Below are 25,727 nucleotides of genomic sequence, written 5' to 3' on the forward strand. Positions count from 1 at the left end.
CGTTCCAGGAGGATCCCATGCGCATTTCCGCGCCCCAATTGCTGGCTACCGCGCTGCTGCTCGCGGTGGCGGACGGACCCGGCGTGGCGACGGCCTGGGCCGCGCCGCAGTCCGCTGCGTCCAGTGCCAAGCCGGCCGCATCGTCGACGTTCAGCGTCGAGCAACTCGACCAGATGATGGCGCCGATCGCGCTGTATCCGGATTCGCTGCTCGCGCAGGTGCTGATGGCCTCGACCTATCCTGGCGACGTTGCCGACGCGGTGAAATGGTCGGCCGCGCACAAGGACGCCAAGGGCGAGGCGGCGGTGAAGCAGGTCGCCAGCCAGCCCTGGGATCCGAGCGTGCAATCGCTGGTCGCGTTCCCGCAGCTGCTGGCCGTGCTCGGGCAGGACCCGGCGTGGGTGCAGAAAATGGGCGATGCGTTCCTGGGCCAGCCCGATGCGGTGATGGCCTCGGTGCAGCGCCTGCGCCACCAGGCCGAAGCGGCCGGCAACCTGAAGTCCAACGAACAGCAGAAGGTGAGCACGCAGGCTGCCGCGCCCGCTGCCGCTGCCGCGCCGCAGACCATCATCATCGAATCGGCCGACCCCGAAGTGGTGTACGTGCCCAGCTACAACCCCAGCGTCGTCTACGGCGGCTGGGCCTATCCGTCCTATCCCCCGTACTACTACCCGCCACCGCCGTACTACTACCCGGGCGGCGCGCTGCTCAGCTTCGGCATCGGCGTCGCGGTGGGGGGCGCGTTGTGGGGCGACTTCAACTGGGGCGGCAACGACATCGACATCGACATCGACCGCTACAACGAGTTCAACAGCAACCGCCAGATCGATCGCGGCGGCGACGGCAAGTGGAACCACAATGCGGGCAACCGCGACGGCGTGCCGTACCGCGACAACGCCAGCCGCGAGAAGTACGGGCGGCAGAAGGATGGCGCGGCCAATCGCGACGCGTATCGAGGCCGTGACCAGTCGCAGGCGCGCAATGCCGACCGCGACCGTGCCCGCCAGTCGATGGAGCGCAGTGGCATCCAGCCGCCGGCCACGAGCAACCTGGAAGCGCGCGATCGCGCCGGCCAGGCTTCGCGCGACATCAGCCAGCGCGATGCCGGCCAGCGCAACACAGGCCAGCGTGACGCAGCCCAGCGTGATGCAGGCCAGCGTGGCAACGCCGGACAGGGCGCCGGGGCCTCCAACAGCAACGTCCGGGCGCAGGCCGACGCGCGCCAGCGCGCATCGACCGGGCAGGCCGGGCACAACAACAACGCCTTCTCCGGCGCAGGCAACCCGGGGCAGTCGCGCGCGGCCTCCAGCCGCGGGCACAGCAGCTACTCCGCTTCGCAGCGTCCCTCGGGCGCGCGCAGCGGTGGGGCACCCATGCACCGTTCGTCGCCGCCACGGGGTGGTGGCGGTGGCCGCCGCCGTTGACCAGGAGACCTGCCATGACTGTTTCCCTTCGCCTGCTCCCGGTCCTGTGCCTCTCGCTGCTCGCATTGCCGGCCTTGGCGCAGCGGGCCTATCCCACGCCCGAGGCGACCGCCGAGGCCCTGGTCGCCGCGCTGGGCACCGAGCGTGCCGACTCTGCCCGCCTGGTCGAACTGTTCGGCCCCGACTGGGCGCAGTACGTCCCGCTGGACAACGTCGACCGGGGTGATGTCGACGCATTCCTCGCCCGCTATCGCGAACACCACGTGCTGCAGAAGCGCGACGCCACCCACGCGACGCTCGCCGTCGGCAAGGAGGGCTGGACCCTGCCGGTGCCGCTGGTGAAGGGCGCCGCGGGCTGGGCCTTCGACCTGGAGGCCGGCGCGCCGGAACTGCGCGCGCGCCGGATCGGCCGCAACGAACTTGACGCCATGCAGGCGTCGCTGGCCTACGTCGATGCGCAGGAGGAGTACGCCAGCGAGGACCGCGATGGCGACGGCGTGCTCGAGTACGCGCAGAAGTTCGTCAGCACCGATGGCAAGCGCGATGGCCTGTTCTGGGAAGCCGACGGCGGCGCGGAAAGTCCGCTCGGTCCGCTGTTCGGCGACGACACGCCCGATGGCGCCTGGCACGGTTACCACTACCGGATACTCCAGGCGCAGGGGCAGTCGGCGCCGCGGGGCGCCTATCCCTACACGCTGGGCGACAACATGAGCCGCGGTTTCGCGCTGGTGGCCTGGCCGGCGCGGTATGGCGACACCGGGGTAATGACCTTCCTCGTCAGCCACGACGGCCAGGTGTTCGAGAAGGACCTGGGGCCGGAGAGCCCGAAGCTGGCCCAGGCGATGGCGGCGTTCGATCCCGACAGCAGCTGGCAGGAAGCGACGGGCACCGCCACCGCCGCAGCCAAGCCCTGAGTCGCGAAGGACTACCCGGCGAACGTCACCGTAACCGAGCTGGCGCTGCGTTCGGCCGGGCCGTGGTACACGGCCTCGATGTTGTTGCCGTCCGGATCGAGCACGAAGGCGGCGTAGTAGCCGGGATGGTAGGGACGTTCGCCCGGGGTGCCGTTGTCGCTCCCGCCGTGGGCCAGTGCCGCGGCGTGGAACGCATCCACCGTCGCCCGGTCACGGGCCTGGAAAGCGAGATGGTGGCGACCGGTCAACTCGCCGGCCGCCGCTTCGCTGTCGGCCGTGGAGACGAACAGCTCGTCCGCCCAGAAATAGCCCTCGCCCGTGCCACCCAGGGGCACGCCGAGCACCTCGAAGATGGCGCTGTAGAAGGCCTGGCTGGCCGGCAGGTCGCGCACCACCAGCTGGAGGTGGTCGATCAGGCGGCCGCGATGCAGCTGCTGGGTTTCCATGGGCGCACTCCTGTGTGGGCGCGCCAGTCTGCCGCGCTCCGGTAAAGCGCGCGTGAGCGTGGTCCCGGTCAGGCTCGCGTGGCCGCATCGTGATCCGGGCCGTCGGGTCGGCACGCGCGGAAGGATGCCGAGCGGCAGCGCAAGGGCTGGCTGTCCGGGGATGGCAGGCAGCGGAGCGTCCTCCGGCCATCGGACCGCATGGCCGCTCCGTACAGCAGGCGCGGGCCGGGCGATTGGCTATGCTTGGCCCTGGCCGCCCATTTCCGGACCCCAGGAGTCGACCCTTGAACATTCCCCGTTCCCGCATTGCCAGGATCGCCGCACCCTTGCTGGCGTGCGGCCTGCTTGTCGCCGCCGCGGGCTGCTCCTTCTCGCCCACGGCCGCGCGCAACACACCGGCCGGGCAGGTGACCGTGGTGTTGCCGGCGACCGCCATGCCGGGGCACGGCTATGCCTTCGTGCCCATGCCCTCCATCACCGCGCCCGAGCAGGATGCGCGCGTCCAGGACGAGCAGCTCCGCGCACGCCTGCAGAAGGCGCTGGACAGCGCGCTGCAGGCCAAGGGCTATCGCCCGGTGGACGTGGCGCGTGCGGACTTCCTGGTCGCATGGCGGGTGGGCGTTCGCGATATCCACGACGTGCAGGCGGTGCAGACCGAAGTGGGGAACACCACGCCGATGGCGGGGATCAAGTGCAGCGGCGGCAGCTGCTCGCAGCTGGTGGTGCGCAACGAGGATGGCGCGCCCGTGGTCCGCTACAACACCAGCGACCGCACCGAGGGTGGCCTGCTGGTGGAGATGGTGGAGCCCGGCTCGATCCGCGTGGTCTGGCGCGCACTCAACACCGGTACGGTAAGGCCGGGCGTAGGCGAACAGGCGAACCTGGATGCGATCGCCGCGCATACGCTGGCGCAGCTGCCCGCGCCCCCCGCCCACTGACCGCGAGCCGGTCGCGACGCCGCAAGAAGAACGCCCGGCCAATGGCCGGGCGTTGCACATGTGGCCGCTAGAGCGGGGCCGTTACGGCGTGGGCTCTGGCGACTTCGGGTTGGTGGTCGGCACCGGACGCGCCTTGGCGCGGACGTCCTTCTTCTCGCCCGGAGTCATGCCGCGTTCCTGGCCGGCGTCGATCTCCTCGTCGGTGACGTAGCCGTCGCCATTGATGTCGTACTTGGCGAAATCGTCGCTGGTCTTGTGGCCACCGGCGGTGAACTCGGCCAGGGACAGGCGGCTGTCGCCGTCGGTGTCCATCTTCTTGACCTTGTCGGTGCTGGACAGGTTGCCGTCGCCGGCGATGGCGGCACCGGCGAATGCGAACGCGGCCGAGGCGAGGATGATGCGGATCGTCTTCATGGATATCTCCTGTGGGGGCGGTTCGCCGCCCTGTGTGCGGATCATTGGCGATGCCGCGTTGACCGGATGCGAACGCAACGGCTGCGCGGCGTGAAATGCCCGCGACCTGGACGTACTGCGCGGGGATGCATTCAGGCGACGCAGTCGACCGGGACCGGATCCCGCGCGATATCGAGCGCGGCATGGGTGGTCTCTTCGGTCACGATGTCGAAGCGTTCAAGCGTGTTCGGGCCGAACGTGCTGCTGATCGCCACGTCCGCCGCGTCGCGTCCGCGTGCGATCAGGACGCGGCCGATGCGCGGCACGTTGTGGCGCGCGTCGAAGGTGTACCAGTCGCCATCCAGCCAGACCTCGAACCAGGCCGAGAAGTCCATCGGTGCATCCACCGGCGGCACGCCGATGTCGCCCAGGTAGCCGGTGCAGTAGCGCGCGGGAATGTTCATGCAACGGCACAGGGCCACCGCTGCGTGTGCGAAGTCACGGCACACGCCGCGGCCTTCTTCCAGCGCACGCAGGGCGCCGCGCGTCGGATCGGCATGGTGGTAGCCGAACTGGATCGCCGCGTGCACGTGGTCGCAGATCGCCTGGACCCGCGTCCAGCCGGGTTCGACATGGCCGAAGCGGTCCCACGCGTACTGCATCAGTGTATCGGACTCGCAATAGCGGCTGCCCAGCAGGAACGGCAGGGTCTCGTCGGGCAGTGCTTCCACCGGCACCTGCATGGCGTCGGGCTGTTGCCGGTCGGGCAAGCCGCTGTCGCGCACGATCGCGGCAGCGCTCAGCAGCAGCAGGCCCGCCGGTGCGTGCAGGCGCGTACAGGTATTGCCGAAACCGTCGCGATACTTGCGCAGCGGCACCGAGGGCAGCGTCGACAGCGGCTCGCAGGCCGTGATGTCGCCGCTGCGCGAGCCGTGGATGTCCAGCATCACCACCATGGGCGTGGGCTGGACGAAGCGGTAGGCGATCTCGAAGCCGAGATGGAGCAGCATGGGAGGTCCTGTCGTCGGCGGCGTGTGGACGGCCACTTGAGCGCGTTGTTGAGGAAGGACGCGTGAAACAGTGCGCGTGCAGCTGTCCCGTTCAGCCTGCGCACCCGGTGTTCACGAACGGTGCCGCACTGTCGCGGCTCCCGCCGAGGAGAAACCCATGCAGCACCGTCGCTTGCGCTTCGGCCAGGGATTCCGCGTGCTTTTCGAATGCCGCGGTGTCCAGGCGGCACAGATGGTGATCGCACCCGGAGGCCGCGAGGGCGACGCGGACAACCGCCATGGCGGTGCCGAGCAATGGCTCTACGTGGTCTCGGGCACCGGCGTGGCGATCGTGGACGGCAAACGTCGCGCGCTGGCGGCGGGGAGCCTGTTGCTGGTCGAGCGCGGCGAAGCGCACGAGATCCGCAACAGCGGCCGGACTCCGCTGAAGACGCTCAATTTCTACTCGCCGCCGGCGTATACGGCGACAGGCAACGAGCGGCCGCCGGGGCGTCCGCCACGCGGCAGCTGAACCCCCCGGAGCGGCGTCAGTGGGCGACGACCACGCGGTTGCGCCCGTCGCGCTTGGCCTGGTACATCGCGCGGTCGGCGCGGTGGACGAGGTGCTCGCGGTCTTCGCCAAGCTGGCGCATCGCCACTCCTGCGCTGAAGGTGAACGTGATGCGCCGCCCTTCATGCATCGCCGGCTGCGCGGCAAGCGCGCGCTGCATCCTCTGCACGACGGACTGGGCCTCGGCCAGCGGCGTTCCCGGCAGCAGCAGCACGAACTCCTCGCCGCCATGGCGGCAGACCGCGTCGACCGCACGCAGGCCGCCGCGCAGGATCGCCACGAAGTGGCGCAGCGCCGCGTCGCCGCCGGGATGGCCATGGCGTGCGTTGAGCCGGCTGAATTCGTCCAGGTCCAGCACCGCCAGCGTCAGCGGGCGAGCATCGCGCTCGGCGTGCGCGGCCTCGCGCTCGTAGAGTTCCTCGAAGCCGCGCCGGTTCAACGCGCCGGTCAGCGGATCGCTGCGGACCAGGTCGCCCACGTCGCGCAACTGCGTCTCCAGCTCGCGGATGCGCGCCTCGGCCGCGTCGACCTCGGCGCGCGCGGCGACCATCTGTTCGCGCGAGCGCAGCGCCTGCGCCTGCAGCTGGATGGTGTCCTCGAGCACGTCGTCCATGCGCTTGCCCAACTCGGCAATGCTGCGGGCCTCGCGGATGACCTGCAGGTGGCTTTCGATCCGGGTCTGGAACTGGCCGGTGCTGGCGGTCATGCCATCGAGCCGCTCGACGAAGGTCACCATCATCGTGCGCATCGCGTCCTTGGAATCGACGATGCCCTGCTTGAGCAGGCCCTGCTGGTAGACCAGCTCGCGCAGGCCGTTGCGGGTGGCCTCCAGGGTCTGCCGGTCCGGATCGCCGGCGAGCAGCTCGCGGACCACGGCGACCTGGCCATGCAGCCAGCTGCCGTCGTCGAGCAGCTCGACCAGGTTCTCCAGCAGCAGGTCGAACAGGCCCAGCATCAGCGTGTGCTGTTCGGTGGTCTCGCCGGCATGCACGCCGACCTGGTGGCACAGCTCGCGGACCCGGCGTGCCAGCGGGGCCAGGTCGCTGCCCGGACGCCACTGCCGCAGCTCGGTGCCCAGCGCGCTGGACTCGTCGGCCAGTGCCGGCAAGGGCTGCAGCAGCGAGGCCAGGGCCACGCCCACCGCCTGCCGCAGCAGGTCGCGCAGCTGGTCGGACTCGGCCAGCGCGCCACCGGCCTCCAGGCTTTCGGCGAACTCGCGCAGGTACTTGTCCAGGAACTGGTGCAGGAGGCGGTGGCAGGTGCGCCAGTCCTCCTCGCGCAGCGCCGACTGCAGGCGGCGGCCCAGGCTGCCCAGCTCGCCGGGCAGGGCGGCCATGCCGTCGGCGAAATCGGGCAGGACCGACCGCGCACCGGCCGCCACGACCGCGGGTTCACGGACGGAGACGGAAGGACCGCGGTCGATCGGCATGGCATGAGCTCCGGTATCGCCGGCACGCAAGGACGCGCACGGCCGGCAAGCGTGCGCTGGGAGTTCAGGGATTAGCGGCCGCAACGGGCGCGGGTTTAGCCCGGTTGAGGTCCGCACTGCCGGGCCGGCGGGCAAAGGCGTACGCTCAGGCCGCGGCACTGGCGCCGCGACGGGAGGACGCATGCAGACGACGTCCGGGCCGGTCAGGCCCAAGGCTTACTGGTGGGTGGCGATCCTGGCCCTGGTGTGGAACCTGCTGGGCCTGGCGATGTTCTTCGTCCAGGTGACCATGGATGAAGCGCGCCTGGCCACCCTGGCCGAGGCCGAACGGCAGGTCTTCCTGGCCACCCCGCCATGGGTGAACGTGGCTTTTGCCTTCGCGGTGATCGGCGGCGTGCTCGGTGCGCTGTGCCTGCTGCTGCGCAGGCGCTGGGCGGTGCCGATGTTCGGCGTCTCGCTGCTGGCGCTGCTGGTCCAGTTCGCTGGCGCCTACCTGGTCACCCCCGCCTGGCAGGCTTACGGCGTCGCCGGCCTGGCCATGCCCGTGCTGTTGCTGGTGATCTCGCTGGCCTTGCTGGCCTATGCGCGGCGCTGCCGGGCCCGCGGCTGGTTGCGTTGAGCACCCTGGCGCCGGCCGCAGGGCCGGCGCTCCCTTCTCCTGTACGGGATATCCGATGACTGCACCGATCTCGATGTACGCCGCTTCCGTTCCGGCCTTCATGCGCGCGCTGCGCAACCTGCGCGAGGTGCTCCAGCGCGGCGAAGCGCATGCCATCGAACGCGGCTTCGAGCCGGTCGTGCTGCTGCAGGCGCGGCTCGCACCTGACATGCGACCGCTGCTCAACCAGGTGCAGATGGCCACCGACACCGCCAAGAACGGCGCCGCGCGCCTGGCAGGCGTGGAGGCCCCGGTGTTCGTCGACGACGAGAGCGATTTCGCCGGTCTATACGCGCGCATCGACCGTGCGATCGCGTACCTCCGGGAATTCGCGCCGGCCCAGATCGATGGCAGCGAGACGCGACCGGTCCTGCTCAGGACCCCGCGCGGCGAGCATTCCTTCGAAGGCCTGGGTTACCTCACCGGCTTCGCCCTGCCCAACCTCTATTTCCACGTCACCACCGCCTACGCCGTGCTGCGCCACAACGGCGTGCCGCTGGGCAAGCTGGATTACCTCGGGCGGAGCTGAGCTCCCGGGTTGCATGATCCGCAGGGCGACGACGTACGTGCCTTCGCCGCCGTCCACGCCACGGTGACCCCTCGACTTCTGCAGGAACGCCATGGACCTGATGCGACTGCTGCGCTCGCTGGAAGAATTCCTCTACGAGCTCGTGGGTTGGCTGGTGTTCTACCCGCGCACGTTCTGGCGGGTGCTGCGGCATCCGGGTGCGATGGCGCGCTATACCCGGCTGGAGCTCGCCCAGCCGCCGGAGCGGCAGTTCGAGGAAACCATCAGCCCGGTGCTGATGCTGATCCTTTCGGTGGTGCTGGCGCACGTGGCGGAGATGGCGTTGAAGGTATCGCTGCCGACGATGTCCACGCCGGTGGGGCAGCTGTTGTTCGGCAGCGAGCAGTTCCTGCTGCTCACGCGCTCGGCCGTGTTCTGCATCTACGCCCTCGGCGCGGCGCTGGGCACGTTGCGCCAGGACGGCAGCAAGGTCACCCGCGCAACGCTGCGCGAGCCATTCTCCATCCAGGCCTTCCTCGCGTGCCCGTTCGTGGTGATGTTCTCCATCGGGGAGCAGCTCGCCCGCACTGCGGAAGCCCGCGAAGCTGGCGTGGTCCTGGCCTGCGCGGCCGTGGTCTGGTACATCGTGGCCCGCGCGATCGCCTACCGCGCGCTGTACCGGTCCGGCTGGCTCAAGGCGCTGGCGCTGGTCATCGCGTCGTTCAGTCTCACCACGGTCCTGGTCTTGGCCGCATTCGCGCTGCTGCTGGTGTGAGATCGCACGCGGACGCCTGCGCGCATTAAGGCCATGGCGGGGTGGGCGCGGCTCCAGGCTGCACGGAACAGCCGCCTGCGGGCGTGCGAGGTACGTCGCTTGTCCCGCTGTCGAACCACGATTCGTGGCCGTGCATTGGCGCCCGCCGGTGCCGCATGCGAGGCTCTGCCCTACACACGAAGGGAGGTCGCATGGACATCGGCATGATCGGGCTGGGCCGGATGGGCGCGAACATGGCGGCGCGGTTGAAGCGTGGCGGGCACCGGGTGGCCGGCTTCGATCCCGGCGCGGCGGCGCGCCAGGCGGCGAGCGAGGCGCACGGGCTGGAGACGTTCGACTCGCTGGCGGCGCTGGTGGCCGCGCAGCCGGCGCCGCGCACGCTGTGGCTGATGGTGCCGGCCGGCGCGGTGGTGGATGCGACGCTGGAGGCGCTGGGTCCGCTGCTGCAGGCCGGCGATGTGGTGGTCGATGGCGGCAACTCCAATTACCAGGACAGCCAGCGCCGCGCGACGCGATGCCGGGAAGCGGGCGTCCACTTCCTTGATTGCGGCACCAGTGGCGGGGTGTGGGGCCTGGCCGAGGGCTACAGCCTGATGGTCGGCGGCGACGCGCAGGCCTGCGAACGGCTGCGGCCGCTGTTCGAAACGCTCGCGCCGGCGCCCGAGCGCGGCTGGGGCCGGGTCGGTCCCAGCGGTGCAGGGCACTTCGCCAAGATGATCCACAACGGCATCGAGTACGGAATGATGCAGGCCTATGCCGAGGGCTTCGCGATCATGCAGCGCAAGGAGTCGCTCGCGCTGGACCTGCCGCAGGTCGCGGAAATATGGCGGCACGGCAGCGTGGTCAGGTCCTGGCTGCTGGACCTGGCCGCCGATGCGCTGCAGGACAATCCTGCGCTGGACGGCATCGCGCCGTTCGTGGCCGATTCGGGCGAGGGGCGCTGGACCGTGGCCGAGGCGATCGAGCTGGACGTGGCCGCGCCGGTGATCACGCTCTCGCTGCTGGAGCGGCTGCGTTCGCGCGAGAAGGACTCCTTCGCCGACAAGATGCTCGCGGCGCTGCGCGACCGGTTCGGCGGGCACGGCGTGAAGCGCGAGTAGCGCGGCCGCTCAGTCGAAGGCGACCTCGCGCCGTTGCGCGTCGCTGAGTAGTCCGGCCTCGATGACCCGCATCACCTGCAGGGCTTCGCCGGCACCCACCGGCGGCGGCGTACCGTCGTTGATCGCATCGCGCAACGCGGCGTAGTAGGCCGGGTAGTTGCCGTGCGGAGAGGGCGAACCCGCCTCGTGCACGCTGCCATCGGCCTGCACCTGCAGCAGCGTGCCCGGCCGTGGATCGCGTCCCCAGCCGGCGTCGGTGGGCAGCGCACCGCCGCGCAGGGCGTCCTCCTGCGGATCGAGGCCGTGCTTGATCCAGCTTCCACCCGTGCCATGCACGGCGAAGCGCAGTCCGTGCCCGGGCACCAGCGCGCCGGCATGCAGGATCGCGCGCAGTCGCGGGTAGCGCAGCTGTACGTGGAAGTAGTCGGTCGCCTGCGCGCCTTCGCGCTGCTGCGCCAGGTCGGCGCAGACCGCCAGGGGCGGGCCGAACAGCTGCAGCACCTGGTCGACCAGGTGCGGCCCCAGGTCGTACCACAGGCCGCTGCCCGCGCCCGCGCGGTCGCGCCACCGGTCCGGCACCTGCGGACGGAAGCGGTCGAAGTGCGAATGCAGTTCGACCACCTCGCCCAGCGCGCCGGCCTCCAGCAGAGTACCCAGGGCGAGGAAATCCGCGTCCCAGCGCCGGTTGTGGAACACGCCCAGCACGCGCTCGGCCTGCTCCGCAGCGGCGATCATCGACTGGGCCTGGCCGATGTCCAGGGCGAACGGCTTGTCCACCACGACGTGCTTGCCCGCGGCCAGTGCGGCCAGTGCCAGCGGCGCATGGGTGTCGTTGGGCGTGGCCACCACCACGAGGTCGATGGCGGCATCGGCGAAGGCCTGCGCGGGGTCGGCGAGCACGCGCGCCTGCGGATGGACTGCGTGCACCTTGCCGGCATCGCGCGATACCACGGTATGCAGGCGCAAGCCCGGCGTGCATGCCACCAGCGGTGCATGGAAGACGCTTCCGGCCAGGCCGAAGCCGAGCAGCGCCACGTTGAGGTCGTTGGACATGTGGAGGGTCCGGACAGGGCACGCGCATTACACGCGTCGGCGACAGGTTGCTGCAAGCGCACTCAGGGTGCTGAACGCTGCACAACCTTCACATTCGATTTCACCGCCGCTGTACGGGGATCTGCAGAGACTTGCCCCACACCCGGCGACACCGCCGGCAATGAATGAGGTCACACATGCGCAAGAGCACCACGATCCTCGCCGCCACCCTTGCCGCGGTCCTGTTCTCCGGTGCGGCGATGGCCAACGATGACAAGCCGGCCAAGAAGCCTGCCGCCGAAGCGGCTTCGGCGCAGCCGGTCGACGACACCTGGATCACCACCAAGGTCAAGTCGAGCCTGCTCGCCGATACCGAGGTGGCGGGTACCAAGATCGACGTCGATACGGTCAATGGCGTGGTCTTCCTGACCGGCACCGCCCATACCCAGGCACAGGCGGACCAGGCCAAGAAGGTCGCCGCCGGCATCCAGGGCGTATCCAAGGTCGACACGACCAAACTGAAGGTCGTGCCCGCCGGCGGCTGATTACGCCGGGATGTTTGCTGGCGCACCGGAGTGACGACGGCGCGCCACGGCGGCGCGGAGCTTCACGCTCCGCGCCGCTTTCTTTTGCGCTTGCGGATGCCGTTTGCCGATACGACGGGTTCGCCCGGCTGTTTCGAGCGTTACATTCCATTACATGAGCCGTGGACGGCGCCGCGGCTGGTGATGGCGCGGGGCTCCGTTAGAATCCAGCCTTCGTCCCCGACCTACACGCACAACCGATGCCGATCGCCCCCAAGCCCGCCGACGCGAGAGTCGAGTCCCTGCTCGCGCGCATGACCCTCGAGGAGAAGGTCGGGCAGCTGGGCATGTTCGCCGACATGGTGCGGCCGTTCGCGCCCGACGTGAATCCTGAAGCCAACGTGCGCAACGCCGCCGAGGTCCTCGACCAGGTGCGGGCGGGCCGGGTGGGGGCGCTGTTCAACGGCGTGGGCGCGGCGCAGGGCCGCGAGATCCAGCGCGTGGCAGTGGAAGAGAGCCGGCTGGGCATCCCGGTGCTGCTGGCCGCCGACGTGATCCACGGCATGCGCACGGTGTTCCCGATTCCGCTGGGCGAAGCGGCCAGCTTCGAGCCGGCGCTGGCCGAACGCACTGCACGCGCCACCGCGGTGGAGGCGACCGCGGCCGGGCTGCACTGGACCTTCGCCCCGGCCGTGGACATCGCTCGCGACCAGCGCTGGGGCCGCGGCGCGGAAGGCGCGGGCGAGGACACCGTCCTGGGGTGCGCCTTCGCCGAAGCGCGCGTGCGCGGTTTCCAGGGTCCTGACCTGCGCGCGGCCGATTCGCTGCTGGCCACGCCCAAGCACTTCGCCGCCTACGGCGCAGTGGCGGCGGGAATGGACTACAACTACGTCGAAATTTCCGAGGGCACGCTGCAGGACGTGCACCTGCCTCCGTTCAAGGCCGCCTTCGATGCCGGCGCGCTGACGGTGATGACCGCCTTCAACGACATCAACGGCGTGCCGGCCAGCGCCAACCATGCGTTGCTGACCGGCCTGCTGCGCGGGCACTGGGACTTCCCGGGCCTGGTGGTGTCGGACTACACCGCCGACATGGAACTGATCGCGCACGGCTATGCCGAGGACGAGCGCGACGCCACGCGCCGTGCGTTCACCGCCGGCATGGACATGAGCATGCAGAGCGGCTTCTACGCCGCGCACCTGCCGGGGCTGGTCGAGTCGGGCGAGGTGCCGATGGCACTGCTGGACGCATCAGTGCGGCGGGTGTTGTCGGTGAAGGCGGCGATCGGCCTGCTCGACGATCCCTACCGCTCGCTGGATCCCTCCCGCGAGGACGACATCTCGCGGCTCGAGGCGCATGAAGCACTGGCCCGCGATGCCGGAAGGCGTTCGATCGTGCTGCTGAAGAACGAGGCCGACGTCCTGCCGTTGCGACGCGATGCGCGCATCGCCCTGGTCGGGCCTTTCGCCCGCGACCGCGACAACATCGAAGGCTGCTGGACCCTGTTCGGCGACAAATCGCGCTACGTCAGCCTGGAAGAGGGATTCCGCGCTGCCCTGCCGCACGCGGGATCGCTCGAGATCGTCGACGGCTGCGGTCTGGAATCGCCACTCGAAGGCGGCATCGAGGCTGCGGTAGCCGCGGCCCGGCGCGCCGAGGTCGTGGTGCTGGCCCTGGGCGAACCGCAGCGTTACAGCGGCGAAGCGCAGTCGCGCACCCGGATCGTGCTGCCGGCCGCGCAACAGGCGCTGGCCGAAGCGGTGTTCGCGACCGGTACGCCGGTGGTGGTCCTGCTGCGCAACGGCCGCGCGCTCGCGCTGGAAGGTGCGGTGCGCGATGCCCGGGCGATCGTGGTGACCTGGTTCCTCGGCAGCCAGACCGGGCATGCCGTGGCCGACGTGGTGTTCGGCGACTACAGCCCTTCAGGACGCCTGCCGGTGAGCTTCCCGCACGATTCCGGGCAGCAGCCGTTCTTCTACAACCACCCGCGTACCGGTCGTCCGGAAACGCCGGAGATGTCGGAGTTCAAGGCGCGCTGGCGCGAACATCCGAACACCGCGCTGTATCCCTTCGGCCATGGCCTGGGCTACGGGCGTATCGAATACGGCGCCACCACGGTGGACATGGCGAAGCTGCCGGTATCCGACGTGCTCACGGTGCGGGCGACGCTGCGCAACCACGGCACGCGCGCGGTCGAAGAAGTCGTACAGCTGTACGTGCACGACAGGGTTGCCAGCCGGGTGCGGCCGGTGCGCGAACTGAAGGGCTTCCGCAAGCTGATGCTGCAACCCGGCGAAAGCCAGGAAGTGGTCTTCCGGCTGGCACCCGCGCAGCTCGCGTTCACCCGCGCCGATGGCACGCACGGGTCGGAGCCGGGTGGGTTCGATGTCTGGATCGCGCCGTCGGCGTCGGCCGGTATGCCGGCCAGGTTCGAACTGCTGCCGCGCTGAACCGCCGCCGGCTTCGGCCGGCGAAGCGGATATCGATGAGATCCACAGGGAATGCTCCTCGGTGATCACGTCGCCGGCGGAAGCCGGCTGCCGTAAGTCATGTTGGCCGCAGGCCACGGAGCCGCGCTTGCGCGGCCAACCGCCTCAGGTTCCGCGCGGCTCGCTCCGCTGCCAGGCCCGCAACGCCGCCTGCCGCGCGCGATTCCAGTCCAGCCGCGACAGGCCCTTGCTGGTTTCCCATTCGCGCTGCATGTCGGCTTCCAGGCTGCTGAAGTCGCGCCCGGGATGCTGGTGGCGCGCACCATAGCCGAGGCGATAGGCGGGGTCGTAGTCGTCGTAGCTGTCGCCCTCGAGGAAATACGGCTCGCGGGTGAACTGCTGGTTCCAGTAGCCGGAATCCGGGAACGGCTCGACCGGGGCGCGTCCGGGGATCTGGTATCCGGGTTGTGAGCTCATGGTGGTTCTCCTGTGTCAGTGGAGAAATCACCGTAGCGAGGGCGCGGTTAACCCCATCGGGCGAACGCGTGAGCCCGAAGTTATGCGCGCGCGTGCGTTCACGTTCCGGGCGACACGCCGTCAGCTGACCGCCGTGGCTGCTTCGTAGGGAAGTGGCGAGGCGCCTGCCCGCAGCACGGCCGCCTCGGCGCGATGCAGGGCGTCGTCCTCTGCATCGATGACCAGCAGGATCTGCCCCGTCTCGATCGTTTCCTCGAACTGGCGACGGACCGGATCCGGCACGCTGGCGCCGACCAGTGCGGACGACCAGCTGCCGACCAGTGCGCCCACCGCAGCCATCACTCCGGCGCCGGCCAGGGTGATTCCCAGCGGCGGAACCGCGACCGCGACCAGGCCCGCGACCAGTCCCACGGCGCCGCCGCCCGCGGCGCCCCGCAACGCGGCCGGCACGATATCGGTGTGTGCTTCGCGCAGCTCGTCGGGGACCGCGTCCATCTCGATGTCCGAGCGGGCGATCAGCGAAAGCGAGTCGCGCTCGATGCCGGTGTCGCGCGCCGCCGCCAGCGCGGCGTGCGCGGCCGCCAGGTTGGGCGTGGCGTAGATGCGTCGGGTCTTCATCGCGCGCTCCAGCGGCCTGCGGCCGTCACTGTGGGGCGGCCACTGTCCTGCGCGCGCGGTGATCCGGACGTGAGCGCAGCGCGGGGGGATTCAGGCGCGGGCGGACACCGGGTTGCCCAGCTGCGGACGATCAGGCGGCGGTCGGCGGATCGGTCGCTTCCGGGCTGCGCCGGGCCACGATCGCGGTCGCGGTGAGGTCGCCGGTGACGTTGCCGGTGGTGGCGAACACGTCGGGGATGGTGTCCACCGCCAGCAGCAGGCCCAGCGGTTCCACCGGCAGGCCCATCGACTGGGTCACCGGCATGACCGTCGCCATGAAGCTGACCTGCCCGGGAAGGCCGACCGAACCCAGGCTGATCACCACCGACAGCGCGGCGCCGGCGGCCAGCTGCACCGCGCTCAGTTCGATGCCGTAGGCCCAGGCCACGAACGAGGCGGCGACCATGTACTGGATCGGGCTGGTGATGCGGAACAGGGTCACTGCCATCGGCAGGACCAGCGCGGCGACCGCGCGCGGCAGGCCCAGGCGCTCGCGCGCGCTCTCCAGCATCGCCGGCAGCGAGGCGAGCGAGGACTGGGTACTGGCGGCCACCACCTGCGCCGGCAAAATGCCGCTGGCGAACGCGGCCGGCGAACGGCGCGCGAACACCGCGATCAGGGCGTAGCAGATCGCGATCGCGCCGAGGTACATCGCGCACTGCAGGATGATGTAGCCGGCGAGCGCGCCGACCACGCCCAGCCCCGCCTGCGCGCATACCGCCAGCATCAGCGCGAACACGCCCACCGGCGCGGCCAGGAGGACCCAATGCACGATCACGATCATCGTGTCGGCGATGCCCTGGCACAGGCCGATCACCTGCGCGCGGCGCTCGCCGTCGACGCGGGTGAGGGCGAATCCGAAGAACAGCGCGAACACCACCAGCGGCAGCATCGCGCCTTGCGCGGCGGCCATGATCGCGTTCGACGGGATGACATTGCCGATCCACTGCGCCAGTGTCGGCGCGGCGCCGGTCTCGGCCACGGTGGCCGAAGCCTGCAGCGTGGCGGTGAGCGCGTCGCTGCGTGGTACCAGCGACAGCAGTGCCGGCGCGACCAGCGCCGCGTAGCCGGCGAAGAACGACAGCATCGCGATGAACACGACCATCGCCCGCCGCGCCACGCGCCCGGACGCGGCGGCGTCGGATGCGGTCGCCACGCCGAGGATCACCAGCGCCAGCACCAGCGGGACCACGGTCATCTGCAAGGCGCTCAGCCACAGCTTGCCGATCGGCTGGGCGATGCCGGCGGTGGTGGCCGCCGCATCGGGATTCCAGTGCGCCAGCGCCAGGCCGACGATCGCGCCGGCGACCAGGGCCAGCAGTACGCGCGCGGTCGCGCCGGGCCACCTCATCGGACCGGCTCCGCGCCGTTCGACGTGGCCGGCAATGCCGGCCAGTGCCAGCGTTCGGCCAGGCGCTCGTACTGCGCATCGGGCAGCAGGACGAAACGGGGCGCCTTGTCGGCGTCCAGCCACTCCAGCATCGCTTCCATGTCGGCGTCGGCCATCGCGGTGCAGCCGGCGGTAGGCTCGCCGGGTGTGCGCCACAGGTGGGCGAAGATGCAGCTGCCGCCCTGCGGCACGTTGTCCGGGTTGTGCCCGATCACGAAGCCCAGGCGGTAACGCGGATCGCCGCTCTTGTGCAGGTCCAGCCGCATCGGTTCGGTGGACCCCTGCACGGCCGCCTCGCCGACCTGGCGTGCATCGACGATCCGGTTGTAGTGGGGTGAGGCGGGGACGTCCATGCACCAGCTGCTGCCTTCCATCGCCTGGTAGGGCAGTCCGGTGGCGACGTCGCCCGCGTAGCCGAAGGCGGTGCCCAAGGTGAACACGCCGGCCGGGCTGCGTCCGTCGCCTTCGCGCTTGCGCGGACCGTCGTCCTCGTCGGCCCCGGCATGCAGGCCGGTACCCCAGGCGCTGCCGGCGCGGCCGATGCTTACGTCGAAGGACGCCACTTCTTGCCAGGCCGCCTGGTCGCTGGAGCGTTCGAAGCGGCGCAGCGTTCCTTCGTTGTCGTCCCAGTCGCCGGTGGTGACCAGGACCAGCTGCTGCGCGCCGCGCAGCGGGTCCGGCGTCGCCGCACCGGTGGACTCCCCGGCCAGGGCGGCGATGGCGCAGGCCAGCCCGAGCGTGGCCAGCAAGGGCCAGGCGAAGCGGGAAATGCGGGGTGGCGCGTCGTGCGTCGCGGGCATTCGGGTCTCGCGGGAGCGTTCGGGTCAGGTATCGAGCAGGTGCCGGATGCGCTCGAGGTTGATGCCGAGCTGGCGGTGCCGGTCCGGGTTGGCCTGGCACAGCAGCACGAACAGGAAGTCGAGCAGGTATTGCAGCGAGGAACGGTACAGCAAGGCTTCCACGTGCGGCGAGGGATCGTGTGCCGAGACGACCAGCGCGGCATCGGCGTGGGCGCGCAGCGGGTTGGCGGTGTGCCGGGTTATCGAGATCACCTTGCCCTCGCAGGCCTGGAACTGGCGGCTGATCTGCGACAGCGGCGGCAGCTGGCCGTACTCGGAGAACAGCAGCAGCACGTCGCCCGGGCCGGCCGCCGACAGGTTGGCCATCATCAGGATCGGATCGTTGTGGTGCACGGTGAGCACGCCCAGCAGGGACAGGCGCATGCCGAACTCGCGTGCGAACAGGCCGTCGTCGCCCAGGCCGCAGACGAACACCTTGCCGGCGCCATCGACCAGTCCGACGATCCGCTCGATGCCTTCGCGCGGATTGAGCAGGCGCGTCTCTTCCTCGGCGGCGGCCTTGCTGCGGCGCAGGGCCTCTTCCAGCCGGGTGTACTCGTCGCCATCGCTGGCCGGGGTCGCCAGCGCCGGTGCGTCGGCGCCGTTGCGCGCCACCGCCTGGACGATGCTGAACTTCAGGTCGGGGTAGCCGCGGAAGCCGAACTTCTGGCTGAACTTGACCACGCTGGACTGGCTGATCCCCAGCGCGCTGGCCAGCTGCTGCGAGGAGTAGTCGCGCAGCAGGTGGGCGTTTTCGAGTATGAAATCGGCGATGCGGCGTTCGATCGCCGACATGTGGTCACGCTCGGAGCGGATTTTCACCAGCGGCGGCATGGGTGCGATCTTCATCCGGGCGGGGCGCACCTGGCAACCGGCGCGGGTCAGCGCGCCAGCATCTCCAGGCCACGGATCTCGCGGATCCCCAGCCCGGGCGCGTCGGTGATGGTGATTTCCGACTCGTTGAAGATCACCCCGCCCTCGACCGGGTTGAACTGGCCCAGCGACGGGCCGTCCAGGTCGACCTTGGTGATGGTGTCGGCCTTGGCCACGGCCAGGTGCACGGCGGCGGCCACCGAGATGGCCGACTCGATCATGCAGCCGATCATGCACTGCACGCCGTACAGCGAGGCGATGTCGGCGATCCGGATCGCGTTGGACAGGCCGCCGGTCTTCATCAGCTTGATGTTGATGATGTCCGCGGCGCGGCGCTCGATCAGGTCGAACACCTGGGCCGGGCCGAACACGCTCTCGTCGGCCATGACCGGGGTGTGCACGCGCTCGGTGACGTACTTGAGTCCCTCGATGTCGGCGGCCTTGACCGGCTGTTCGAGCAGTTCGAGCAGCACGCCCGCCTGTTCCAGCGCATGCATGGCGAAGACGGCCTGCTTCGGCGTCCAGCCCTGGTTGGCATCCAGGCGCAGCAGGGCGCGCCCTTCGACCGCGGCATGGATCGCCTTGACCCGCTCGATGTCCAGGCCGATGTCCTTGCCGACCTTGATCTTGAGCGAGTCGAAGCCGCGTTCGACCGCGGCGATCGAGTCGGCCACCATCTTGTCGATGTGGTCGACGCTAATCGTGATGTCGGTGGTGATCACCGGGTCGCCGCCGCCGAGCATCTTGTAAAGCGGTGCGCCGTAGAGCTGGGCCCATAGGTCGTAGACGGCGATCTCCACGGCCGCCTTGGCGCTGGTGTTGCGCTCCATCGAACCCTGGATCAGCCCGCAGATCCGGTTGAGGTTGGCGATCTCCTGGCCGATCAGGCGCGGCTTGATGAAGCGCTCGATCGCTTCGATGATCGAGCCGTGGGTGTCGCCGGTGATCACCGCGGTGGCCGGCGCCTCGCCATGGCCGGTATGGCCGGTGTCGGTGCGCACCAGCACCACGATGTCCTCGACCGTGTCGACGGTACGCAGCGCGGTCTTGAACGGGGTCTTCAGCGGCACGCGCAGCATGCCGAGTTCGATGTCCGTGATCTTCATGGGGTGGCTCGCGGCCGGATCCTCTGGATGCTGGTGATGCGGTCGACGTAGGTTTCGGTCTCGCCGAACAGCATCGGCTCGAGCGGGGTGACCGATACGCCATTGAGCCCGGCGCGCACGCGGGTGCCATCGGCACCGCGCCAGCTGCCGCCGTTGGTGTCGTGGATCATGAAGGCCAGTCCGCGCTGGTGGCCCAGGGCCATCATCACGTGGCCCGGGATGTAGACCAGGTCGCCGATCTGGAGGTCGCGGACGGCGGCCATGCGCTGGTCGCGGCTGTCACCGGCGTCGAAGGCGACCCGGTCCAGCGCCGGGCTGATCGCCTGGTCGCGGGTATTGCGCGGGACCAGGACGCCGAAGCTGCGGTAGACCTCCGAGACGAAGCCGCTGCAGTCGCGGGCGTCGTAGCTGTGGCCCCAGCCGTAGCGCTCGCCGAGGAACTTGAACGACTGGCGGACCAGGTTGGCGGCCGTCAGCGGCAGGTAGTCGTCGGATACGTCGGCCGAGCGCGGGATCAGCGCAGGCACCAGCGCCAGGCGGCCGTCGGCTTCGCGGACCGGCAGGTCGACGACATGCGAGGCATACGGATGCTGGCCGTTGACCGCCTGCATCGGCGGCCAGTCCGCGCGCAGCGGCAGGCGCACGCCCATGTCCAGCTGCAGCGCCGACACGCGCGGTTCCTCGGGCGTGTAGGTGGTGCGCACGGTGGCGCCGGTGACGACCACGTACGGCGCGCGCTGTGCATAGCCCAGGACGGTGTCGCGATCGCCTACCGCCACGTGCGCGGCCTCGATCCAGGCGGCATAGCGTTCGCTGGCGACGAACAGCCACTGGCCGTCGCGGCTGCGGTGCAGCACCGCGACCGCATCGCCGGGGAACAGCGCCGACTCCTGGAAGCGGTCGATGTCGGTGTCGCCGGCGCTGCTGAACGCACGCAGGCGGGTGGGGAAGGCGCGCAGCGCGGCGCGGTGCACGACCAGGCCGTAGCGCAGCGGCTGCGTGGCCGGGATCGCCTCCAGCGCAAGCGCGCGCTGCAGTGCATCAAGTTCCTTCTTCGCGACCGGCTTGCCGTGCACGTCGAACAGCGCGCGGGTCGGCGGCGCGGAGAGCGCCTCGACCTGGCTGCGCACGAAAGCACGCGGCAGCGGGTCGGGCAGGGCGGCGATGTCGTGGATCGACTTGTCTTCGGCGCGCATGCGCGCGTTCTGCGCGGCGATGCCGGCACGGTCCAGGATCACCCGGTCAGGGGCAGGCAGCTGTGCGAGCCAGTGCTCCGGCAGCAGGTCGGCCTGGCGGACCTCGATGACCGCGGTCGGCGCATCGCCATCGGACGCGAACGCCGGCAGCGCCGGCATCGCCAGCGCAAGCAGCGATGCCGCCCACCAGGCGGCGGCCAGGCGGCGGTGGGCCACACGGGATGGAGCGATCGGTAGTGCGTTCACGGCGTTCATGGTCGCCGGTCCTCCCCAGCAGGCATGGCGAAGAATAGTTATTCCGAATATTCGCGGCGTCAAGAATAAATTATTGACCCGCTGCCGGGCGCGTGTTACATCAGCGTTACCACCGCACCCGGGAAGTGTCGTTGTGGATGTCCGCAGTTGCCAGCCTCCAGTACTTCGCCTGCCGCCGCGCCTTGCATGTCCGGGCCGGCGTGTCGCGTGGTCGGCGCTCTGCCTGTTCGCGATGGGCATGGCCGCCACCGCGCACGCGGGGACGAAGGCGGCTGGCGCCGTGGACGCGGTGACCTCGAAGGTCGACCGGGGCGACTTCGGTGGTGCGGAATCCGCGATCGCCACCGCGCTGGCCGCTGCTGACCTGACCGTCGAACAGCAGCAGGCGTTGCGGTTCGAGCGCGAACGCATGCGTCGCATCCGCCTGGATTTCACCCTGGATCGCGCCGCGGCCCTGGCACAGGTGCGCAAGTCCATCCCCGACCTGCGCGACGCCGAATTCGATGCCTGGGATCGCGCCGGCCTGGTCGAGCGCATGGATATCGACGGCCAGCCGCGCTATTTCAAGCGCGCGGTCTCCAACCTGTACCGGCTGAGTCCTGAAGCGGCCGCGCGCCGCGCGCCGCCGGTGAAGCCTTTCAGCGAAGGCCCGAACGAACAGCTCAACGCGCATCACGCCGAGGTCGTCGCTGCGGCCAGGGACGGCGCCACCAGCGTGGCGCCGCGCCGCCTGCGGGTGACCCAGTCGCTGGTGGTCGACGCCGATGCGGTACCGGCCGGCGAGACCGTGCGCGCCTGGATCCCGTATCCGCGCGCGATCGAAGGACAGCAACAGGACATCGGCCTGCTCGGCACCGTGCCGGCCGGTGGCCAGGTCGCGCCGGCCGACACGCTGCAGCGCACCGCCTACATGGAGCGCAGCGCCGTCGCCGGCCAGCCCACCGAATTCTCGGTCAGTTACGAGCTGACCGTGTACGGCCGCCATTTCGCCATCGACCCGCAGCGCGTGCGGGCCACGCCCGATGACCCGGCGCTGGCGCCGTACCTGCGCGAGCAGGCGCCGCACATCGTGTTCAGCTCTGAACTGCGCGCGTTCTCGGCCAAGGTCGTCGGCGAGGAGACCAACCCGTACCTGGTCTCGCGCAAGCTGTTCGAAGCGGTGGACCGGATCCCGTGGGCCGGCGCGCGCGAGTACTCGACGATCACCAACATCAGCGACTACGCGCTGCACGCCGGCCACGCCGACTGCGGCCAGCAGACCCTGCTGCTGATGGCCTTGCTGCGGCTCAACGGCATCCCGGCGCGCTGGCAGTCCGGCTGGGTCTACTCGGACGACGCCGTCGGCTACGACAACATGCACGACTGGGGCTGGCTGTACCTGGCCCCCTACGGCTGGGTGCCGATGGACGTGACCACCGGCCAGCTCGCCAGCGACGACCCGGCGCTGCGCTGGTTCTACCTGGGCGGCCTGGACGCGTACCGGATCGCCTTCAACGACGATTATTCGCGGGACTTCGTTCCGGCCAAGCAGCACTTCCGCTCGGAGACCGTGGATTCACAGCGCGGCGAAGCGGAATGGCGTGGCGGGAACCTCTATTTCGACCAATGGGACTACCGGTTCGAATGGCAGATGCTGCCAACAGGCAATGATGCCGCCAGCGCGGGCGATAACGACAACAACACCACTGTGGGAGAGACACGGGGATGAACAGCAGGACTTTCAGAAAAGCAGCGCTCTGCGTGGCGCTGGGTGCGTGTATCGGCGCGATGGCGCCGTTGGCCATGGCACAGAGCGCCACCGGTGCGGTCGCCGGTCGCGCGAGCGCCGGTGACCAGATCACCCTCACCAACACGGCCACGGGCGCGACCCGCACGGTCACGGTAGGGACGAACGGAAGCTATCGACTGGCCCAGCTTCCGGTGGGCGACTACCGCCTGCAGGTGGTTCGTGATGGCCAGCCGGTGGGCGAGGGAGTCACGGTCAACGTCGCCCTGGGCGGCACCACCGGCGTCAACCTGGGTGCCGAGGGCGGCCTGGTCAACCTCGACACGATCGAGGTCGTCGGTTCGCGCGTGATCAATCGTGTGGACGTGTTCTCCACCGAAGTCGCGACCAACATCAACCGCGAGGAGCTGGCGCGCCTGCCGGTCGAACAGAGCCTGTCGGCAGTGGCGATGCTGGCCCCCGGCGTGGTGGGAGGCAACTCGTCGTTCGGTGGCATGTCCTTTGGCGGCTCCTCGGTCGCCGAGAACTCGGTGTTCATTAACGGCCTGAACGTCACCGACTTCTACCGCCGCCAGTCCTTCTCGACCGCGCCGTTCGCCTTCTTCGAGGAGTTCCAGGTCAAGACCGGTGGCTACTCGGTCGAGTTCGGCCGCAGCACCGGCGGCGTCATCAACGCGGTGACGCGCTCGGGCAGCAACGAGCTGCGGGGTGGCCTGGAGTTCACGTTCGAACCCTCGGCCTTGGCATCCACCAAGGAAGACCACTATTTCAACGCGGTCGATGGCGACGGCGTGCCCGTCTCAGCCACCTACCGCGGCAGCCACGACCGCGCGAGCTTCATCAAGGCCAACGCCTGGGCGTCCGGTCCTCTGATCAAGGACCGCCTGTTCCTGTTCGCGATGTACGAGCAGCGGCAGAACGACGCCGGCTTCACCAACTCCGCCGGCAGCAGCTGGTCCGATGGCGAATCCAGCGACGGCTTCTGGGGCGCGAAGCTGGACTGGAACATCAACGACGACCACCGTCTTGAGCTGCTCGCCTTCTCCGACGAGGCCGAAACCAACACCGCCGTCCAGACCTACGACTTCGCCACTCGCCAGAAGGGCGTCCTCACCGGCGAGACCACCTCGCAGTCCGGCGGCACCAACGGTTCGGCGACCTACATTGGCCGTTTCGGCGAGAACTTCACCGCCAAGGCCATGTACGGCATCAACCGCACCCGCGGCCTGGCGTTCTCCCCGGCCGACGAGCTGTGCTCGCAGGTTCTGGTCGACAGCACCTACAACGCGCGCTGGGTCGCGATGGGCCGGCCGGCGGTCAGCTGCCACCCGAGCACTTCGAGTTCGGTGGTGGACCACCACGACGAGCGTAAGGTCGGGCGACTGGACTTCGAGTGGGCGCTCGGCGACCACCTCTTGCGCTTCGGCGTCGACAGCGAGGAGATGACCACCGACCGCACCACGCGCTATCCGGGCGAGCCCATGATGCGCTACACGGTGTTCGGTGCCACGCCCGGGGCGATCCTGGACAACGGTGCCACCGTCCCGGCCGGCGTCGACGCCATCGTGATGGGTCGCCGGCGCATCGACGGCGGCGTGTTCGAGACCACCGCGAATGCGTACTACCTCGAGGACATCTGGAACGTGACGCCCAGCCTGGTGCTGAACCTGGGGCTGCGCGTGGACAACTTCGACAACAAGACGGCCTCGGGCGAAAGCTTCATCAAGATGGACAACCTGGTGTCGCCGCGCGTCGGCTTCTCTTGGGACATGAAGGATGATGGCACCACCAAGGTATTCGGCAATCTGGGCCGCTACTACCTGCCGGTCACCAACATCATCAACTACAACTTCGCCGGCGGCCTGATCGACGAGCGCACCTTCTATGCGCTCAGTGGCTGGAATCCTTCCACCAACCCGATCACCGGTGCCAGCTACATGCAGCCGGTGCTGGGCGCGCAGATCGGCCCGGTGGACGATTCCTTCAACCTGCCGGTGGACGACCTGAGGCAGAGCGTGGATCGCGACATGGATGCGGTGTACCAGGACGAGCTGATCCTTGGCTTCCAGCAGATGATCAACCAGGCATGGTCGTGGGGCGTCAACGCCACCTACCGGCGGATGCCCAATGCGATGGACGACATCCGCATCAACCACACGCCGTGCGGGCCGACCTCCACGCTTTGGCCGATCGGAAACCCGGGTGATCCGCTGACCATCTGGGGTACCACCGCCATGGGCTGCGCCCAGGACGGATGGATCACCATCGATACCTCAAGCGATGGCTACATCAAGGGCGGCAGTGGTGAGGTAATCGGCTATTCCGATCCCAAGCGCACCTATACCGCGGTCGAGTTCCAGATCGATCGGGCGTGGGACGACAAGTGGGCGTTCAACGCGTCGTATCTGTGGTCCAAGTCGGAGGGCAATCACGAGGGCCCGGTGAACTCGGACACCAACTACGGAGACACCGGCATGGTCCAGCACTGGGACCACCCGGCCAACAACGAGGATTACGGTCCGCTGTTCAACGATCGCCGCCACCAGATCAAGTTGCGCGGCGCCTACAAGCTCAACGAGATGTGGTCGTTCGGATCGACCCTGACCGCCCAGTCCGGCGGCCCGATCACCGCGCTGGGCGTGGCGTGGCCCAACGACAGCCTGGGTGCGGCGAGCTTCGTGACCGAGGGCTCCGGCGGCGGCTCGTTCTGGCATTGCGTGCAGAACTGCTCGGGCAACTGGAGCCAGCGGGTGTTCGAGTACTCCGGCCGCGGTGACTTCGGCCGCATGCCCTGGACCTACGACTGGGGTGCCAGCGTGACCTGGACCCTGCCGGCACCGGAAACCGACTTGAGGATCCGCTTCTCGGTCTACAACCTGCTCAACGAGCAGGAAGTGATCAATCAGCGGGCTCGTTACGAAAAGGGTCCGGGCGTCACCCGCGGATTGTTCGGCACCGGCACCCGCTGGCAGTCGCCGCGCTATGCGCAGCTGGTGTTGACCTGGAACTTCTGACCTGACGCCGCATCGCGCGTCGCGCGCACGGGCCTCGGCCCGGCGCGCGGCGCACGGTTCCGGC

General features: G+C 69.5%; 24 protein-coding genes. 12 read left to right on the forward strand and 12 right to left on the reverse strand.

Annotated features, from left to right (window positions below):
* The first annotated feature begins 17 nt into the window (after positions 1-17).
* Together MNQ95_RS09035 and MNQ95_RS09040 are read left to right on the forward strand one after the other, a co-directional pair.
* The gene (locus tag MNQ95_RS09035; protein WP_241952661.1) at positions 18-1,424 is read left to right on the forward strand and encodes a DUF3300 domain-containing protein; all 1,407 of its coding nucleotides are present in this window, start codon (positions 18-20) and stop codon (positions 1,422-1,424) included.
* Between the two features lie 14 nt (positions 1,425-1,438).
* Complete coding sequence (locus tag MNQ95_RS09040; protein ID WP_241952662.1) at positions 1,439-2,338, forward strand: DUF2950 domain-containing protein; 900 nt, start codon at positions 1,439-1,441, stop codon at positions 2,336-2,338.
* Positions 2,339-2,349: 11 nt separating this feature from the next.
* On the opposite strand, the gene MNQ95_RS09045 is transcribed toward MNQ95_RS09040, so the two are convergent.
* Positions 2,350-2,784: a VOC family protein gene (locus tag MNQ95_RS09045; RefSeq protein WP_162411404.1), complete on the reverse strand. Its 435-nt coding sequence runs from the start codon at positions 2,782-2,784 to the stop codon at positions 2,350-2,352.
* Positions 2,785-3,068: 284 nt separating this feature from the next.
* On the opposite strand from MNQ95_RS09045, the gene MNQ95_RS09050 reads away from it, so the two are divergent.
* Positions 3,069-3,722 (forward strand): DUF4136 domain-containing protein, encoded by a 654-nt coding sequence (locus tag MNQ95_RS09050; RefSeq protein ID WP_241952663.1) that lies wholly within the window; start codon positions 3,069-3,071, stop codon positions 3,720-3,722.
* Positions 3,723-3,803: 81 nt separating this feature from the next.
* On the opposite strand, the gene MNQ95_RS09055 is transcribed toward MNQ95_RS09050, so the two are convergent.
* A complete protein-coding gene (locus MNQ95_RS09055) occupies positions 3,804-4,136 on the reverse strand; it encodes an EF-hand domain-containing protein (protein WP_241952664.1) in 333 nt (110 codons plus the stop codon).
* A 131-nt stretch (positions 4,137-4,267) separates the two neighbouring features.
* Positions 4,268-5,125 carry a transglutaminase-like domain-containing protein gene (locus tag MNQ95_RS09060; protein WP_241952665.1) on the reverse strand — a complete coding sequence of 286 codons (858 nt, stop codon included), beginning with the start codon at positions 5,123-5,125 and terminating at the stop codon, positions 4,268-4,270.
* 157 nt (positions 5,126-5,282) lie between these two features.
* Here MNQ95_RS09060 and MNQ95_RS09065 point away from each other — a divergent pair, with 157 nt between their 5' ends.
* Positions 5,283-5,636 (forward strand): cupin domain-containing protein, encoded by a 354-nt coding sequence (locus tag MNQ95_RS09065; protein WP_162411408.1) that lies wholly within the window; start codon positions 5,283-5,285, stop codon positions 5,634-5,636.
* A gap of 16 nt (positions 5,637-5,652) precedes the next feature.
* On the opposite strand, the gene MNQ95_RS09070 is transcribed toward MNQ95_RS09065, so the two are convergent.
* Positions 5,653-7,104: a GGDEF domain-containing protein gene (locus MNQ95_RS09070; protein WP_241952666.1), complete on the reverse strand. Its 1,452-nt coding sequence runs from the start codon at positions 7,102-7,104 to the stop codon at positions 5,653-5,655.
* Between the two features lie 181 nt (positions 7,105-7,285).
* Here MNQ95_RS09070 and MNQ95_RS09075 point away from each other — a divergent pair, with 181 nt between their 5' ends.
* The 4 genes from MNQ95_RS09075 to gnd all read left to right on the forward strand — a co-directional run bounded on the left by MNQ95_RS09075 (position 7,286) and on the right by gnd (position 10,145).
* On the forward strand, positions 7,286-7,723 hold the full coding sequence (locus tag MNQ95_RS09075; RefSeq protein ID WP_162411410.1) for a hypothetical protein: 438 nt from the start codon (positions 7,286-7,288) through the stop codon (positions 7,721-7,723).
* A 55-nt stretch (positions 7,724-7,778) separates the two neighbouring features.
* Positions 7,779-8,291 (forward strand): DUF1993 domain-containing protein, encoded by a 513-nt coding sequence (locus MNQ95_RS09080; protein WP_241952667.1) that lies wholly within the window; start codon positions 7,779-7,781, stop codon positions 8,289-8,291.
* Positions 8,292-8,382: 91 nt separating this feature from the next.
* Entirely contained in the window at positions 8,383-9,045 is a 663-nt protein-coding gene (locus MNQ95_RS09085; protein ID WP_241952668.1) for a hypothetical protein, read from the forward strand.
* A gap of 191 nt (positions 9,046-9,236) precedes the next feature.
* The gene (gene gnd, locus MNQ95_RS09090) at positions 9,237-10,145 is read left to right on the forward strand and encodes a phosphogluconate dehydrogenase (NAD(+)-dependent, decarboxylating) (RefSeq protein WP_162411413.1); all 909 of its coding nucleotides are present in this window, start codon (positions 9,237-9,239) and stop codon (positions 10,143-10,145) included.
* A gap of 9 nt (positions 10,146-10,154) precedes the next feature.
* Here gnd and MNQ95_RS09095 read toward each other — a convergent pair whose 3' ends face one another.
* The gene (locus MNQ95_RS09095) at positions 10,155-11,198 is read right to left on the reverse strand and encodes an oxidoreductase (RefSeq protein WP_241952669.1); all 1,044 of its coding nucleotides are present in this window, start codon (positions 11,196-11,198) and stop codon (positions 10,155-10,157) included.
* 176 nt (positions 11,199-11,374) lie between these two features.
* Between MNQ95_RS09095 and MNQ95_RS09100 the strand changes: the two genes are divergently transcribed.
* Entirely contained in the window at positions 11,375-11,722 is a 348-nt protein-coding gene (locus MNQ95_RS09100) for a BON domain-containing protein (protein WP_162411415.1), read from the forward strand.
* Positions 11,723-11,961: 239 nt separating this feature from the next.
* Positions 11,962-14,151: a glycoside hydrolase family 3 N-terminal domain-containing protein gene (locus tag MNQ95_RS09105; protein WP_241952670.1), complete on the forward strand. Its 2,190-nt coding sequence runs from the start codon at positions 11,962-11,964 to the stop codon at positions 14,149-14,151.
* 144 nt (positions 14,152-14,295) lie between these two features.
* Here the strand turns inward: MNQ95_RS09105 and MNQ95_RS09110 are convergent, their stop codons facing one another.
* From MNQ95_RS09110 to MNQ95_RS09140, 7 genes are all read right to left on the reverse strand, one after another.
* The gene (locus MNQ95_RS09110; protein ID WP_162408521.1) at positions 14,296-14,607 is read right to left on the reverse strand and encodes a hypothetical protein; all 312 of its coding nucleotides are present in this window, start codon (positions 14,605-14,607) and stop codon (positions 14,296-14,298) included.
* A 120-nt stretch (positions 14,608-14,727) separates the two neighbouring features.
* The gene (locus MNQ95_RS09115) at positions 14,728-15,225 is read right to left on the reverse strand and encodes a hypothetical protein (protein WP_241952671.1); all 498 of its coding nucleotides are present in this window, start codon (positions 15,223-15,225) and stop codon (positions 14,728-14,730) included.
* A 130-nt stretch (positions 15,226-15,355) separates the two neighbouring features.
* Positions 15,356-16,615 (reverse strand): dicarboxylate/amino acid:cation symporter, encoded by a 1,260-nt coding sequence (locus tag MNQ95_RS09120; RefSeq protein ID WP_162408519.1) that lies wholly within the window; start codon positions 16,613-16,615, stop codon positions 15,356-15,358.
* Entirely contained in the window at positions 16,612-17,454 is an 843-nt protein-coding gene (locus MNQ95_RS09125) for a L,D-transpeptidase family protein (protein WP_162408518.1), read from the reverse strand. Before MNQ95_RS09125 ends, MNQ95_RS09120 begins: the two co-directional genes overlap by 4 nt.
* 24 nt (positions 17,455-17,478) lie before the next feature.
* Positions 17,479-18,327, reverse strand: a complete 849-nt coding sequence (locus MNQ95_RS09130; RefSeq protein ID WP_162408553.1) for a MurR/RpiR family transcriptional regulator — start codon at positions 18,325-18,327, stop codon at positions 17,479-17,481.
* A 47-nt stretch (positions 18,328-18,374) separates the two neighbouring features.
* On the reverse strand, positions 18,375-19,472 hold the full coding sequence (locus tag MNQ95_RS09135) for a dipeptide epimerase (RefSeq protein ID WP_241952672.1): 1,098 nt from the start codon (positions 19,470-19,472) through the stop codon (positions 18,375-18,377).
* On the reverse strand, positions 19,469-20,923 hold the full coding sequence (locus tag MNQ95_RS09140; protein WP_425605661.1) for a C40 family peptidase: 1,455 nt from the start codon (positions 20,921-20,923) through the stop codon (positions 19,469-19,471). The genes MNQ95_RS09135 and MNQ95_RS09140 overlap by 4 nt, the downstream gene beginning before the upstream one ends.
* A gap of 238 nt (positions 20,924-21,161) precedes the next feature.
* Between MNQ95_RS09140 and MNQ95_RS09145 the strand changes: the two genes are divergently transcribed.
* Together MNQ95_RS09145 and MNQ95_RS09150 are read left to right on the forward strand one after the other, a co-directional pair.
* The gene (locus MNQ95_RS09145; RefSeq protein ID WP_241952673.1) at positions 21,162-22,631 is read left to right on the forward strand and encodes a transglutaminase-like domain-containing protein; all 1,470 of its coding nucleotides are present in this window, start codon (positions 21,162-21,164) and stop codon (positions 22,629-22,631) included.
* Positions 22,628-25,663, forward strand: a complete 3,036-nt coding sequence (locus tag MNQ95_RS09150) for a TonB-dependent receptor (protein ID WP_162408515.1) — start codon at positions 22,628-22,630, stop codon at positions 25,661-25,663. Before MNQ95_RS09145 ends, MNQ95_RS09150 begins: the two co-directional genes overlap by 4 nt.
* The last annotated feature ends 64 nt before the right edge of the window (positions 25,664-25,727 follow it).

Source organism: Pseudoxanthomonas daejeonensis, from assembly GCF_022637495.1.
Lineage (GTDB): Bacteria > Pseudomonadota > Gammaproteobacteria > Xanthomonadales > Xanthomonadaceae > Pseudoxanthomonas > Pseudoxanthomonas daejeonensis.